Genomic DNA, 13,925 nt, shown 5'->3' on the forward strand with positions numbered 1-13,925 from the left:
AGCTATTTTTGGAAATAGTTTAGGTAAATGCTTGGTAAATGATTTTTTAACAGTTAGCCTTTTAGATAAAACCATTATGCCTAAAATTACGAGATGGATAACGCCTTGATGTTCATTACTGCATTGTCAAATTCATCATTGGGAAGTATGGATTTACTTTTTACTTTATTTTTATAGTTATATATAGTTCTTAAAGAATAATTAAGGATACCAGCTATCTTTTCGTAGTCCCTTATTCCCAAGCGCATCAATGCAAAAATTCTAATTTCCGAAGGTAGTTGATTACTGTCTTTTATTAAAAACTGATCTTCAGGCTCAAAGAATGTGTTGAAGCTTTCTAGAAAATGCGGGAAAATAGAAAGAAAAACATGATCCAAGTCTTTGTAAAAATTAGCCGTTTTATCCTTTAATTGAAGAGAATCAATAATAGAATGAATATCATCGAATTTCCTATCCAAAAGTTTCCTATTGATAGATCGACTTACCATTTCCAGTTTTTTTAAGTGCTGTGCTTCCTTGTCAAAAGAATAAACAATATACTCTTCTTTAATTTTATTGGACTCTAACAGTTCATCGTTAGCGGCAACTAGTTTTGTATTGGAATTGGCTAATTCTTTCCTTGCAGTTTTTAGTTTTTTGTTTTGTCGATAAATCGTAAAAAGGAAAAATGCTATTATAATTCCTACTCCTAATAATACCAATGTAATAAAGAGAAGTTGGTTATTTTTATATTTGATTTCAGCTTGCCTGTAAGCTTCTATTTCAGGTAATATTTGAGCGACTTGCAACTTTCGCTGTTTTGAACCATAAAAACTTGCATCCTCAGCAGCTTGTTGAATAAAATTATAAGCCCTTTCAGTTTCTCCTTTCCGAAATAGTAATGTCGATAAATTCATCAGCGCTACGGTTTCCTTTGTGTTAGAATGAATATCATAGATCGCTGCTTTTATAAAATATAACTCAGCAATTTCTTCATCACCCACAGACCAGTAAGACTGACCGATAGAATTATTGGCTCTTGCTAATTCATGTTTTGTCAATCTGAAGTTATGCAACAAATACTTATAGGAATCTTTGATTGCTTCTGGTGCCCAATCGGCTTCAGCCAAAGATCCCGTAATCCAACTATACTGTGCTTGTGTAATATTTAAAAACTGGAGTGCTTTTTTAAGACTATCTATTCCGTTCTGCCTATAAATGGGGGAGTAAAAATTGTCACCAATGTAATCGGTCAAATTCAGATAAGTTCTTGCAGACTCTTCCAGAAATCCTATCCTGCTACTATCATTCAAAATGGAAATATCTATGCTTTTTAATGAATCAAGCGCTTCCTTAAATAAGCCTCCAGACCGGAGAACAAAAATATTATCAAGTTTAGCCTCGAATATTTCCTGCTCATCTTCGATATCTAGCGCCAGACTGATTCTTCGAGAGGCATATTTCAAGGCTGAATCGTACCGATAAGCTTGATATTCTTTGCTCAACATTTTAGTCAAACGGTAACGATCCTCTAATGATGAGGTGCTTTTTAATCTATCTTTTATTAAAATAATTTTGTTCGTTTTATGACTGGTAAAACTATCAATTTTTATTAAAGACCATTCCAATTGGCGTATTAAACTATCTCTATCCTCTTGCCCAGAGGAATTATGGCACACTATAAAAAGAGAAAATAATATCAGTAAATTCTTCATGTAATGATTGTAAATGAACTGAATCAAAAACAAAAGTAACCATTTGTGACTAACAACAAATAGGAGCCAGAAAAAAAGCCATTCACGTAAGAAGATGTCCTTTTTATATCTGAATCAAAGAATTAATTGCATTTCCTAAATCATTCTCTAGTGCTAAAGGTGGATTGGTACTTATAGTTTATGCAGGTATGAATATCATTTTTCCCTTAACCTGAAAAGTGCAAAGGGAAATAGGGATGAAGAAAAGTATGGAAGGGCTTTTCAATCTATAAAACAACTACTCCAATTATTTACTTTATTTGTCATTGCTGTAAAACGTAGTAAAATATTCTATTGTATTATTGCTACACAGCCTAATATTATTTAATATTCCTTTTTTAAACCATGAACCATCTTATGAAAAAATTATTCTTACTTCCATTGGCCGCAATCATTGGCCTATTGTTCTTTCAGGGAACCCAAAAATCTGAGTTGAGCAGTAATCCAGAATTAGAGGTAGCTGGGAAAAAAATCCCCAAAAAAGTAATGGCAGTAGTAGATCAAAAATGCTATGGATGCCATAACCCAGATGCTAGAAGTGAAAAAGCAAAGTCCAAGTTGGATTGGGATGCTTTACAGACTCTAAGTAAATCCGAGCAGTCAGAAGCAAAAGATAAAATCTACGAGGTACTTTCCGAAGGCAATATGCCTCCTAGAAAATTCTTGGAAAACAAGCCTGAAGGCAAATTATCAGAGGACGAATTGGCCCTGCTTATGAAATGGAGCAAGACCAAAAGGAAGTAATTGGGAGCTAGACCTGACTCTTGTTATAAAGCTGTTCGGGATTTGTAAGCCCAAACAGCTTTATGATTAAAAATTTTCTTGAACCAGCTCCATATTCACTACGGCTCCGGCAATATTTCCCTTCGCTACAGCATTGGCCACAGAGCGCATTCCAGTGCTATTATCCCCACAGGCCAACACTCCCTCGACACTTGTTTTCTGCATTCCATCAACCTTGATATAGCCATCTTCACTTATTTCACAGCCCAATGAAGCGGGGATATTGGAATGCTGGCTGAAGGGAATCGTTGCATATAAGGCTTCGAAGTCTTCACTACTTCCGTCCTTAAAAACTACATGTTTGATTTGGCCGTTTTCATGAACGAATTCAGCTATTTCCTTTTCAATAATGCTAATATGGTGCTTTTCGAGCTTTGAAAGCTGCTCTTTGTCCAAGTTGGCCTCTCCAGTGGTCAATATGCTTAGTTTATCGGTGAGATTAGCGACCAACGGACTTATGTGCATTGCCTTTTCTCCATTTGCCATGATCCCTGTTTTCTTTTGGCGGATTTCAAAGCCATGGCAATAGGGACAATGAACCACTGAAATACCCCAACAATCCGCAAAACCTTTAATATCAGGCATAATGTCTTTTATGCCTGTTGCAAAGATGAGTTTTTTTGCGGTGTATGCATTTCCTTTGGCCGTGCGAATTAAAAAAGAGCCTTTGAGTTGCTGTCCTTCAGTGGCTATGTCTTCCAAGAATTGTACGGTTCTATATTCTAAAACCTGAGTTTTGGCTTTGACAGCAATTTCACTGGGCTTTACACCGTCTTGCGTAATGAAATTATGGGAATGTGGGCTTTGTCTATTGCAGGGGAGACCACTGTCTATGACCAGTACTTTTCTTAATGATCTCCCTAGGCTCATGGCCGCAGAAAGCCCGGCATAGCTGCCTCCAATGATAATTACTTCGAAATTGTTTTGAATATCCATAAGATGATGCTGTGAAAATTATAAGTGTTTTATCGACTAATCAGAATTGCAGATGCTTATTGCAACAATGTAGCAAACAATTATAGCACAAACACAGACCCCGCTAAATAAGTTGCAATATTGTTGCAAATTGTTTAGCGGGACTGCATCTTATGAGTGGAGGTAAAGGTTAATTAATTGGGCTCCACATAAAAAATATCAGCTGATGTTACCTCAAAGAAAAGGTCAGTTTAAATTGGACAGAAGAGAGGGGGACTTCCACCATTCCTTCGCCATCATTTTCCGATTCATAAGGCATGTTGACATTTTGTTTAAAATAATCAACAGATAGGCCTATTGCTTTACGTCTGATGGTAAGCCCAAAACTTGGATACAAGGACATGTCTGACATGGCTCCTTCAAGACCGTCTCCAGCAAACATGGTAAAGTAATCTTCTGTTGATTCATCATAATAATCCACGAGCATGGCATGGTAGGATAATCCCAGCTGAGCCCTGAAATCAACTATCAATTCTTCTACAGGATTATAGCTTATTACGGGGCCCAGTTTTGTAGACAAACTTGCTCCATGAAAGATATCAGGGTCTCCTGATTGACCAGTACTGGACTCAATATACTCCGCCCAATCAAGTTCAGTATAGCTTAAGTTGATAATCGTCCAGTCCAAACCATATTTTAAGGAGCTATAACTCCTTTTATTGAAATAGAAATTCCTTCCCCATTCAAAGGTATAGCCTTTGGAAGCACCGATTTTACCATCTCTCACATTGTCGTAAGGGGACATGGAAGAATTTAATTCACTGTCGGAAACATTATTGAGTCCTAATCTTATATAACTCCCCCTGAAGTCTGTGGGGAAACTTTGCTGGTGAGCCACTTGGACTTGAGTACTGTCTTGTGCATAGCTATAGGTAGAAGTAAAGAAGACTAATTGGAGCAATGCCAAATAAAATAAATTGATTTTTCGTTTATTCATGTCGTTGTGTTTTTGATGAGTGTAATAGGTATTTGATTAAAGTGATTATTTTCAAGGGGCTAAACCCTTGGAAATAATCATTGATAAGTTGTCTGTTTTGTTTTCCTTACCTAAGCTATATGCTTCCATGATTTGCTATCAGTAAAGTCTTTGGAGAAAGGGGATCAGGATTTGGGAAAAGTAATGGTCCATTAATATTTGTTTTGAAATTGTAGCCTCGGCATTCTTAATGTATCATGTGCAAAAATTAATTTTCTCAAAATTATCGTTTTAGACTTTGCTTGTAAATACTCAAAAATGAGTATTTTTCACTGATCAAAACCTACTTTGTACTTGCGCTTATATTGGGGATTAGGACATGAATAAGCGATTTAATCATGGTGATTAAGGATGATTTTTGCGATAGCATGTTTTTAAAATTTCCTTATCATGGGGCTATAAGCTGATAAAAATTGGATTTACTGTTTTTTATCATTAAAAATATCCTCCAGTCTCTACTATGTTTGGTCAGTAATCTATATCTTAGAATTCATTCCTTTTTATAACCTAATCCCCAAAATGATCGCAACATCATCATCCATACGAATTGATTCTGAATCGAGGATTCCAAAATACCAGCAAATCATCAATTCCATTATTGAGGATATCGAGAAAGGTGTACTTTCCGTAGGGGAAAAAATCCCTTCCATCAATGAAATAAGTGAGGGGCATTACCTCTCGAGAGATACAGTCGAAAAGGCCTACGGTCAGCTTAAGAAAAAGAAAATTATCATTTCGGTAAAAGGTAAAGGCTACTATGTAGCCAGGAACGTGTCCCAGTCCCAAACCAAAGTAATCTTTTTACTTAATAAGCTATCCAATTACAAACTGCGGATTTATAATTCGTTTGTTAATAGCCTAGGGCCCGATTCCCAAGTGGATTTAAACGTATATCATTGCGATCCGCAGCATCTTATTAACCTTTTGAAAGAGAATACTGGAGCTTATGATTATTATGTGATCATGCCCCATTTCAAGGATAAGGAATTACATCATCTTAATTATGATCAAAAGGTCATCAAAAGTATAAAGGAAATTCCTGCCGAAAAGGTGATCATCATGGATAATCATCTTCCTGATGCAGGTTTGGATACTGCAGCGATTTATCAGGATTTTAGGATGGATATTTATCAGGCACTCAAAGAGGGAATCGCCAGGATCAAAAAATATGAGAAGCTGATTTTGGTGTATCCGGACAAGGTCATTTATCCTTATCCAAGTGAAATCAAGCAGGGATTTAAGAAATTTTGTGTGGAATTTGGGATCAACTTCGAGATCATTGACACGATTTATCCAGATATGGAACTGGACCAACACGATGCATATATCTTAATCGAGGAAAATGACCTGATCAATCTGATGAAGCAAATCAGGGAAAATGACTATGAACTCGGAGAAGATATTGGGGTGATATCCTATAATGATACACCACTGAAGGAGCTTTTGGGTATCACGGTCATGTCTACCGATTTTAAAGTGATGGGGGAAACGGCTGCCTATATGATCAAAAAGCATAAAAAAGAGGTGGTAAAAAATGTCTTCAACTTTATTGATCGAGGTTCTATTTGATGATGGAATTGGTGGTCGTCCATAACAGTACAGGACAGCTGTTTCTTTGAACTTTTTTATTTTCACCTTTACCCAAAATACGAAAAGATAGAAATATGTCCCAAGAGAATAACCTTGTAAAGAAGCTCGAAGCCGTCAATGAATATGAAAGAGAGCCCATTCCACAGCATAAGCTAAAGAGTTGGAAAAGCTTTGTCGGTACCTATGCGGGTGAACATACTGCAGGAACTGAATTTGTTTTGGGACCGCTGTTTGTGGCTCACGGTGCCAGTGCCATTGATTTGGTTACAGGGCTTTTGGTTGGGAATATTTTGGCTGTTTTGAGCTGGGCCTTTCTTACTGGAAAAGCTGCTACCAAGACCCGTCACACCCTTTACTTTCAACTTGAGAAAATAGCAGGAAGTAGATTTACCATGATATATAATCTGGTCAATGCCGTGGCATTTTGCTTTCTGGCAGGGGCAATGATTACCGTGGCAGCAACGGCAGTGGGGATTCCTTTTGATATGGCCATGCCAGCCCTCAATGATACATTACCTACCAGCATTGGTTTTGTACTGACGGTTTTTGTAGTCGGGGCCATCACCACAGTCATTGCCATGTTTGGCTTTAACCAAGTGGTGAAGTTTGCCAATATTGCCGCGCCTTGGATGATCATGATCTTTGTTGCTGCAGCCGTGGCCGTTTTGCCACGTTTGGGCATTCACTCTATCAGTGACTTTTGGCCGGTGGCAAAGGAAACCATTTGGTCAGGAGTTCCATTGGAGGGAAATACCAAATTCACCTTCTGGCATATCATGTTCTTTGCTTGGTTTTGTAATATGGCCATGCATATCGGAATGGCTGATATGTCTATTCTAAGGTATGCCAAAAAGTGGACTGCTGGTTTTGCGACTTCTACAGGCGTATTTCTGGGGCATTATGTTGCATGGATTGCCTCAGGTATACTTTATTCACTTTTCTTGCTGGAATCAGATAATAGCCTGGTATTCGCTCCAGGTCCAATCGCTTATGAGGCAGTGGGAATTGCCGGGGCCGTTTGTGTGATCATTGCCGGATGGACCACCGCTAATCCAACATTGTACCGTGCCGGTCTCGCCATTCAATCGATCAATCCCAAGTGGAAAACATGGAAAGTAACCTTATTTGTAGGTTTGATTACGACGATTGCAGCTTGTTTTCCGGCATTAATGATGCAGTTGTTGGATTTTGTGGCGCTTTATGGTTTGGTACTGATGCCATTGGGAGCGGTCATCTTTATGGATATTTTCCTTTTGCCAAAAATGGGTATGAGGTCCAACTTTGCGGAAGTGAATAAAAGTGCTTTCAATCCCGCTGTGGGCATTACCTGGTTGGTGACCTTGGTTTTCTGTGTAGGACTTAACCTCTTCGGAGAAATCGAGATCTTCTTTCTAGGGCTTCCAGGATGGTTTGTGGCGGTGATTGTGTATTTGATCAGTAGTAAACTGGTCCAAAGGAATTATAAGGAGGTGCCCAGTCCAACAGTGGTCCACAAATCAAGAAAAACAGTTCCCATTTCCTAAAATGACTTAACATGAACAATATATTTAAAATCATTTCTTTCATTTCTTTAGGCCTGACCATAGTACCTTCCTTTTTAGTGTTTTCAGGTTCGATTACTGCAGATCTTTGTAAAACATTAATGTTTGTTGGTACAGTGGTATGGTTTGTAACAGCGCCAAAATGGATGAATAAAAAGGAGGAAGTTGAAGTATGAAGGTGTTCGTATTCAATTTGTAAGGAATAAATTTGTGCTTCCAAAAGTAAAATGATTATCTTTTGCGCTTCTTAAGTAAAACAATAATGCCCAATGCCTAGAGTCCAATACATAATAGCCTGTCTTTTGATGGTGATACCTTTTCTCGGATATGCCCAACAGGAGACTTTTCCCCTTTATTCGAAAGAAGCTCCTAATACAAAGGCACTATTGGAAAAGGATGTGATTGGCAATGGGGGAAGAATAGAAAGAGTTGCTGTGCCCCAGATTACAGTTTACAGACCTCAAAAAACAGCGAGTAACGGTAAAGCCATATTGATATGTCCAGGTGGAGGATATGGAATTATAGCCATACAGCATGAAGGACACCAAATAGCAAGATGGTATAGTGATAGAGGCTATACTGCCGCTGTCCTTAAGTACAGGCTTCCGGAAGAAGATCTGCTTAATGAATCTTGGGAAGTCCCCTTAATGGATGCAGAAGAAGGAATTCGCTTCTTAAGAAAAAGAGCAAAAAAATGGCACTATGACAGTGATAAGATAGGTGTTTTAGGTTTTTCCGCTGGGGGGCACCTTGCTTCATCTGTCTCTGTGCATAACCATGCGGCAGAAGGAAAGGAGCCTAGTTCTAGACCAGACTTTAGTGTATTGATTTATCCGGTTATCAGCATGGATACGAGTGTTACCCATCAGGGGTCAAGACGTAATTTGTTAGGTGAAAAGCTTAACACAGATCTGGAAAATTACTTCTCCAATGAAACGCAAATAAATCATACTACACCTCCTGCTTTCTTGGTGCACAGTTGGGATGATACCGCTGTTCCACCGGAGAATTCCATAAGATATGCCAAGGCCCTAAATCAAAAGGGTATAAAGTGTGAACTTCACCTCTTCGAAAAAGGCGGCCATGGTTATGGTAGAGGAAATATCGAAAGTCATGGAAATGCTTCCACTTGGCTTGAAATGAGTGATCAATGGATCTCAGATTTGTTTTCTGAATAAAAAATAATATATTATAATTGGGGTAAGCGTAGAAGCTTACCAGAGTTGTTAACCCTAAGCTTATTTAATTCTAGTACTTGACGGTGCCATGGCATCGTGCATGAAGAATTATGTTTTATCGTTAACAAACTCCCAAAATTATGATTTTAGTTGAAAAAGGCCTCTTATTAAAAATTGATGGCAAATCCCGGATTCCAAAATACCAGCAAATTGTAGATTCCATAATCAGAAATATAGAGAATGGCTCCTTGATGGTCGGGGATAAACTCCCTTCCATAAATGACATCAGTGAGGAGTACTACCTGAGCCGCGATACTGTAGTAAGGGCTTATAACCTCCTCCGTGAAAAGAAAATCATTACCTCTGTGGTCAGTAAGGGCTTTTATGTAAATAAAGCCGTCAACAGTTCCAACCACAAAACACTGTTTATTCTTAATAAGCTTAGTAATTATAAGCTGGAAATCTTCAATACCTTTGTCAATAGCATGGGCTCTGATAACCAGATAGATCTACGCATCTATCACTGTGATGCTCAATTACTGGTGAATATTTTAGAAGAGAATATGGGGGCTTATGATCATTTTGTGTTGATGCCTCATTTTAAAAAGGAATCCGGAAACCATGCGCATATCCATTGCAATGAACAGGTGCTGGAATGTTTGAAAAAGATTCCAAAGGATAAATTGGTGATCATGGACAATTACCTACCGGAATTGGGTGAAGATATTGCCTGTATCTATCAGGATTTCAAACAGGATATATACCAAGCCATGGAAGAAGCATTGCAAAAATTGAAGAAGTACAATAAGCTTATCCTGGCTTTTCCTGATAATCCTATTTATCCTTATCCAAAAGAAATCAAGCAGGGCTTTTTGAATTTCTGCCATACCCATGATTTTGATGCGGAAGTGCTCGATAAGATCTATCCGGATATGGAGTTGCAGGAAAAAGATGCTTATATCATTATTGACGAAAATGACTTGGTGAGTTTGGTGAAGCAAACACGTGATAGGCAATTTGAAATTGGAAAGGATATTGGTGTGGTTTCCTATAATGACACGCCACTCAAAGAGTTATTTGAAATCACCGTCATTTCTACAGACTTTGAATTGATGGCAGAATCGGCTGCCTATATGATCAAAAAACATAAACAAGAGGTGGTTTCGAACATCTTTAGATTTATAGATCGGGGATCGTTATAGTCATTTATTCCCCGATTGATGCAAACACTATGACAGGGTTATCATCCACTTCAATGTCTGATAAGTCATTGGAGTGGATCCTTAAAGTCTTTGCTTTCATTAAAACTTGTGGATGTACCAAAAACATAAATTGACCACTGTTTTCATCAAAGCCTATTGGTTTGTGCCAAAGGGATGCTTCAGTTAGTTCATTTCTTTTCAATGCCCCAGTGCTTTTATTGTACAAGACCAGTTCATGGTTCATCTTACCTTGTTCTTGGACTGAAATATGAAACAGGACCCAGTCTTTACCTTCGAAATAGTCTTCAATAAAGGCAAATCCTTTTTCATTGATCAATTGGAAGCCTTCCATAAAATCTAGCTCCCAAAATTCCGATGGAATTGAAAAAGGGCTGGAATTCATCTCAAAGGTGGGGTTTAAGGTGTCTGAGACGGAATAAACTTTAGGATTAAAGGCTTCTTTGAAAGAGATTTTTCCCTCGTAAAGGCTAAAATTTCTTTCCTGCACAGGAATCAATTTTCCCGTATAATCATTGTGCAAATAAGAAGCTAAAATATTGCCTTTCGGATCAGTTTCAATAAGCCTTTCCTGTACTATCGGCGCATTATAACCACCATAAAACAGGTAATTCCCATTCGTTTTTTTTATGAAAGTATCTACTAAAAAGTTGAACTTCTTGGTCGTCTTTTTGCTTCCAGAAAACGAAAATATTTCAATCGAACTTTCTTGACCATTTGAGACCAATACTTCCACCTGATCATTATCGACGATATAATCTTTAATATTGGGTAATTCATTAGGACCTTCTCCGACTGAAATGATTTTTCCTAAGTAGTTTCCTTCTCTGTCAAAATGGTGAATGCCAAATTGAGACAAATCCTTTCCTCTTTGCCGTTCATCTTTTACTAGGTATCCTTCATGGTATTTTCTAATTAGTAGTTGGGTACTTAATAAATTATCCGAAGTGGTTTTAAGGGGAACAATACCATCGACTATAAATGGCAAACTATCTTTTTCTATCGTATCTGGAGAAATTAAGATGACTTGTTTGTCTGTTGATTTTTGGCTGCAAGATGTAATAAAAGCGATTGCTAAAAAAGCAATATTGATAAACAAGAAACGGTACAAAAGCATATATCTAAAAATTTAACTATGAATATAGTTAAATTTAATTCAATACGAATTCTTTTCCAAACATATTTGAGAGATAATCATCTTTATTACGAATGATTCATGATATACATTTTGGAGATTTCCTTGTTCTTATTTTCTATCATTCCAGTTTTCCTAAGCTTTTTCCTTTATTATGCTCTAATGAACTGTGTTTGGGAGATCCGATGACCTGTGAGCCGTAGATGCCTGAATGTCCACTGAACAAATAGGCCACCACACAGGCCAGGCCAACATAAACGCCAGAATCCGCGCCGAAAAGTTCTATTCCCATTAGGGTACATGAGAGTGGTGTATTGGTGGCACCAGAGAATACAGCCACAAAGCCCATTCCTGCCAATAGGGCCATAGGCAAAGGTATTGCTCCTGAAAGCATATTTCCCAAGGTAGCACCAGTGTAGAATAGGGGAGTTACCTCTCCTCCTTTAAATCCTGCCCCTAAGGTCAGGGAAGTGAAGCCTATCTTGGCGAGAAAATCGTACCACGGAAGTTGGGAATTAAATGCCTCTACAATAGAGGGGACTCCCAGTCCAATGTATTTGGTGGTACCAATCAAAAATACCAAAATGGACACCAAGGCCCCGCCCGCTACAGGTCTCAAAGGGGGGTAATGTATTAGCTTTTTAAATATCTCTGCCCAGAAGGTGGTGGCTTTGGCAAATAACCTTCCGGCTAGTCCAAAACAAATTCCTGCTGGTATAATCCAAAGCACATTGACCAAATTTAAATCAGGAATAAACGGGATTTCATAATGGGTATGATGTGCTGCCCAGAAATCCGTACAGGCATAATCAGCGACATAAGCCCCCAAAAAAGCCGGCAAGATGGATTCATACCTCACCCTACCAATCATCAGCCATTCCAAGGCAAAAATCGCCCCAGCCAAAGGGGTCCCAAAAACAGATGCAAATCCTGCTGCTACCCCAAGTGTAATGACAGTTTTTCTGTCAATGGGCTTTAATTTAAACCATTTGGTGAATTGGTCTGCAATGGCCCCACCCATTTGTACGGCTGTTCCCTCTCGGCCTGCAGAGCCCCCAAAAAGGTGGGTCGCGATCGTACCAAAGAGAACTAATGGAGCCATGCGAAGTGGGATGGGTTTTAAGGGATTATAAAATTCCTCCAACAATTGGTTATTGCCCTTCACTACTGATTCGCCAAAGCGGTAGTAGACCCAGCCTATAATAAATCCGCCCAGCGGTAATAAAGCAATAATATATAAATTTTCTTCTCTGTAATCTGTCGCCCATTGCAGGGCAAAGAGAAAGAAAGCTGAGGCAGAACCTACCAACAATCCAATAAAAATGGCCAAAACCAACCATTTTATCGTGTAAATTAAGCTTGGATAGAATTCAGTTTGGATGAAACGCTTAAAATGTATTAATTCTCGTGCCCTCTCCAACATATGTATATCAGACTAAATTAAGTTTTCAGATGAGTTGAAGTAGGAGTCATCAGCACTGAAAAATCAGAGCGGTTAAAGGTGGTACCCCATCACCTGATGGCAAATATAGACTTTTTTCTTAACTTAAATCGATCAGCATAGTTATTGAAGAAAAAGCACTTATGAAAAATATTTTGATCACAGGAGGTTCTGGATTAGTTGGACAAAAGCTCACCAAGGTCCTAGAGAAGACAGGATACCAAGTGGCCTGGCTGAGCCGCTTTCCGGAAAAACAGTCCCAAAAATCCTTTAGCTGGGATATTAATCAGATGAAAATTGATCGGCAGGCATTGGAATGGGCGGATGCTATAGTCCATTTGGCAGGTGCTGGCGTGGCGGAGAAACGTTGGACTGCGGCAAGGAAAAAGTTGATTTTGGAAAGCAGGACACTTTCCGCCCAGTTGATCTTTGATGAACTGAGAACAATGGAGAAGAAACCAGAGGTACTGGTCTCTGCCAGTGGGGCTAATTATTATGGTCTGGACAATGGTGAAAAATGGCTCACTGAGGCAGATCCTGCAGGGCATGATTTTTTAGCGGAAGTGGTCGTCAAATGGGAAAGGTCGGTAGAGCAGTTTAATAGTCTTGGTATTCGAACGGTGACTTTGAGGACTGGAATAGTATTGGCAAAGGACGGCGGGGCTTTGCCCCAGATGTTACAGCCGCCTGTGGCAGCCCCCCTTGGTGATGGAAAACAATATATGAGTTGGATCCATATACAGGATTTGGTGGATATGTTTAGCTATGCCTTGGAACACAAAAACCTTAAAGGGCCGTACAATGCAGTTTCCCCACTTCCAGTGAGCAATAAAGTGCTTACACAGCAGGCGGCTAAGTTGAGCGGAAAACCGTTTGTGTCCCTGCCTGCCCCCGGTTTTCTATTGAAAATTGTTTTAGGGGAAATGGCGGGAATGATATTGGGAGGCAATAGAATCTCTTCAGACAAAATGATCAGTGCAGGTTATAAATTCAAATTCACTGAAATAGCACATGCCCTTAAAGATCTGTATCCATAAGTTCACCTGTTCATAATACAGCTCTGCCCCTTCCGATCAGGAACCAAAGCAAAGTTCCCAGTCCGGGTAAAATGATAACAATGATCAACCAGGTCACTTTATCCTTATCTTTGTGAAAGCGACTGTTGATGACATCAAAAACGGTAAAAACATAAATGATAATTCCAATGGAACCAAGTCCTAACATAGGTGAACGTTTAATCGATGAGAAAATTAACTTTAATTCGTTTATTTTACCTTCAGAATGAAATTACCTAATTTTTGTGAGAATTTAAGGAGAATTGAGTCGCACAGACTCAACTCTCAAAATATTTAA

At 38.7% G+C, this 13,925-nt stretch carries 13 protein-coding genes and 1 riboswitch; of the genes, 7 read left to right on the forward strand and 6 right to left on the reverse strand.

Features of this window, described 5'->3' with window-relative positions; all coding sequences use genetic code 11:
* Window positions 1–86: 86 nt before the first annotated feature.
* Window positions 87–1,694, reverse strand: a complete 1,608-nt coding sequence (locus KZP23_RS07840; protein ID WP_226335601.1) for a DUF6377 domain-containing protein — start codon at window positions 1,692–1,694, stop codon at window positions 87–89.
* A 396-nt stretch (window positions 1,695–2,090) separates the two neighbouring features.
* Between KZP23_RS07840 and KZP23_RS07845 the strand changes: the two genes are divergently transcribed.
* Window positions 2,091–2,477, forward strand: coding sequence for a heme-binding domain-containing protein (locus KZP23_RS07845; protein WP_226335603.1), 387 nt, complete (start codon window positions 2,091–2,093; stop codon window positions 2,475–2,477).
* A 66-nt stretch (window positions 2,478–2,543) separates the two neighbouring features.
* Here KZP23_RS07845 and KZP23_RS07850 read toward each other — a convergent pair whose 3' ends face one another.
* Both KZP23_RS07850 and KZP23_RS07855 read right to left on the reverse strand, forming a co-directional pair.
* Window positions 2,544–3,452, reverse strand: a complete 909-nt coding sequence (locus KZP23_RS07850; protein ID WP_226335604.1) for an NAD(P)/FAD-dependent oxidoreductase — start codon at window positions 3,450–3,452, stop codon at window positions 2,544–2,546.
* Between the two features lie 208 nt (window positions 3,453–3,660).
* On the reverse strand, window positions 3,661–4,428 hold the full coding sequence (locus KZP23_RS07855; protein WP_226335606.1) for a hypothetical protein: 768 nt from the start codon (window positions 4,426–4,428) through the stop codon (window positions 3,661–3,663).
* Window positions 4,429–4,986: 558 nt separating this feature from the next.
* Here KZP23_RS07855 and KZP23_RS07860 point away from each other — a divergent pair.
* The 5 genes from KZP23_RS07860 (at window position 4,987) to KZP23_RS07880 (ending at window position 9,978) form a co-directional block, all read left to right on the forward strand.
* On the forward strand, window positions 4,987–6,036 hold the full coding sequence (locus KZP23_RS07860; protein ID WP_226335608.1) for a GntR family transcriptional regulator: 1,050 nt from the start codon (window positions 4,987–4,989) through the stop codon (window positions 6,034–6,036).
* 95 nt (window positions 6,037–6,131) lie between these two features.
* On the forward strand, window positions 6,132–7,580 hold the full coding sequence (locus tag KZP23_RS07865; protein ID WP_226335610.1) for a purine-cytosine permease family protein: 1,449 nt from the start codon (window positions 6,132–6,134) through the stop codon (window positions 7,578–7,580).
* An 11-nt stretch (window positions 7,581–7,591) separates the two neighbouring features.
* Window positions 7,592–7,774 (forward strand): hypothetical protein, encoded by a 183-nt coding sequence (locus tag KZP23_RS07870; RefSeq protein WP_226335612.1) that lies wholly within the window; start codon window positions 7,592–7,594, stop codon window positions 7,772–7,774.
* Between the two features lie 93 nt (window positions 7,775–7,867).
* Window positions 7,868–8,776 carry an alpha/beta hydrolase gene (locus KZP23_RS07875; protein WP_226335614.1) on the forward strand — a complete coding sequence of 303 codons (909 nt, stop codon included), beginning with the start codon at window positions 7,868–7,870 and terminating at the stop codon, window positions 8,774–8,776.
* A gap of 140 nt (window positions 8,777–8,916) precedes the next feature.
* Window positions 8,917–9,978, forward strand: coding sequence for a GntR family transcriptional regulator (locus tag KZP23_RS07880; protein ID WP_226335615.1), 1,062 nt, complete (start codon window positions 8,917–8,919; stop codon window positions 9,976–9,978).
* Window positions 9,979–9,982: 4 nt separating this feature from the next.
* Here the strand turns inward: KZP23_RS07880 and KZP23_RS07885 are convergent, their stop codons facing one another.
* Window positions 9,983–11,113 (reverse strand): 6-bladed beta-propeller, encoded by a 1,131-nt coding sequence (locus KZP23_RS07885; protein WP_226335616.1) that lies wholly within the window; start codon window positions 11,111–11,113, stop codon window positions 9,983–9,985.
* Window positions 11,114–11,252: 139 nt separating this feature from the next.
* Window positions 11,253–12,554, reverse strand: a complete 1,302-nt coding sequence (locus KZP23_RS07890; RefSeq protein WP_226335617.1) for a voltage-gated chloride channel family protein — start codon at window positions 12,552–12,554, stop codon at window positions 11,253–11,255.
* A 33-nt stretch (window positions 12,555–12,587) separates the two neighbouring features.
* A riboswitch (Fluoride riboswitch) is annotated at window positions 12,588–12,657 on the reverse strand.
* Between the two features lie 58 nt (window positions 12,658–12,715).
* Here KZP23_RS07890 and KZP23_RS07895 point away from each other — a divergent pair.
* Complete coding sequence (locus tag KZP23_RS07895) at window positions 12,716–13,609, forward strand: TIGR01777 family oxidoreductase (protein ID WP_226335618.1); 894 nt, start codon at window positions 12,716–12,718, stop codon at window positions 13,607–13,609.
* Between the two features lie 10 nt (window positions 13,610–13,619).
* Here KZP23_RS07895 and KZP23_RS07900 read toward each other — a convergent pair whose 3' ends face one another.
* The gene (locus KZP23_RS07900) at window positions 13,620–13,796 is read right to left on the reverse strand and encodes a PLDc N-terminal domain-containing protein (protein WP_226335619.1); all 177 of its coding nucleotides are present in this window, start codon (window positions 13,794–13,796) and stop codon (window positions 13,620–13,622) included.
* Window positions 13,797–13,925: the final 129 nt, after the last annotated feature.

It is taken from the genome of Echinicola marina (genome assembly GCF_020463795.1).
In the GTDB taxonomy this organism is placed as follows: Bacteria; Bacteroidota; Bacteroidia; order Cytophagales; family Cyclobacteriaceae; genus Echinicola; species Echinicola marina.

What these genes read in the sequence shown, in the direction of transcription:
- KZP23_RS07840 (WP_226335601.1), bottom strand. Translation starts at nt 1,694, where the DNA reads ATGAAGAATTTACTGATATTATTTTCTCTTTTTATAGTGTGCCATAAT.
- KZP23_RS07845 (WP_226335603.1), top strand. Translation starts at nt 2,091, where the DNA reads ATGAAAAAATTATTCTTACTTCCATTGGCCGCAATCATTGGCCTATTG.
- KZP23_RS07850 (WP_226335604.1), bottom strand. Translation starts at nt 3,452, where the DNA reads ATGGATATTCAAAACAATTTCGAAGTAATTATCATTGGAGGCAGCTAT.
- KZP23_RS07855 (WP_226335606.1), bottom strand. Translation starts at nt 4,428, where the DNA reads ATGAATAAACGAAAAATCAATTTATTTTATTTGGCATTGCTCCAATTA.
- KZP23_RS07860 (WP_226335608.1), top strand. Translation starts at nt 4,987, where the DNA reads ATGATCGCAACATCATCATCCATACGAATTGATTCTGAATCGAGGATT.
- KZP23_RS07865 (WP_226335610.1), top strand. Translation starts at nt 6,132, where the DNA reads ATGTCCCAAGAGAATAACCTTGTAAAGAAGCTCGAAGCCGTCAATGAA.
- KZP23_RS07870 (WP_226335612.1), top strand. Translation starts at nt 7,592, where the DNA reads ATGAACAATATATTTAAAATCATTTCTTTCATTTCTTTAGGCCTGACC.
- KZP23_RS07875 (WP_226335614.1), top strand. Translation starts at nt 7,868, where the DNA reads ATGCCTAGAGTCCAATACATAATAGCCTGTCTTTTGATGGTGATACCT.
- KZP23_RS07880 (WP_226335615.1), top strand. Translation starts at nt 8,917, where the DNA reads ATGATTTTAGTTGAAAAAGGCCTCTTATTAAAAATTGATGGCAAATCC.
- KZP23_RS07885 (WP_226335616.1), bottom strand. Translation starts at nt 11,113, where the DNA reads ATGCTTTTGTACCGTTTCTTGTTTATCAATATTGCTTTTTTAGCAATC.
- KZP23_RS07890 (WP_226335617.1), bottom strand. Translation starts at nt 12,554, where the DNA reads ATGTTGGAGAGGGCACGAGAATTAATACATTTTAAGCGTTTCATCCAA.
- KZP23_RS07895 (WP_226335618.1), top strand. Translation starts at nt 12,716, where the DNA reads ATGAAAAATATTTTGATCACAGGAGGTTCTGGATTAGTTGGACAAAAG.
- KZP23_RS07900 (WP_226335619.1), bottom strand. Translation starts at nt 13,796, where the DNA reads ATGTTAGGACTTGGTTCCATTGGAATTATCATTTATGTTTTTACCGTT.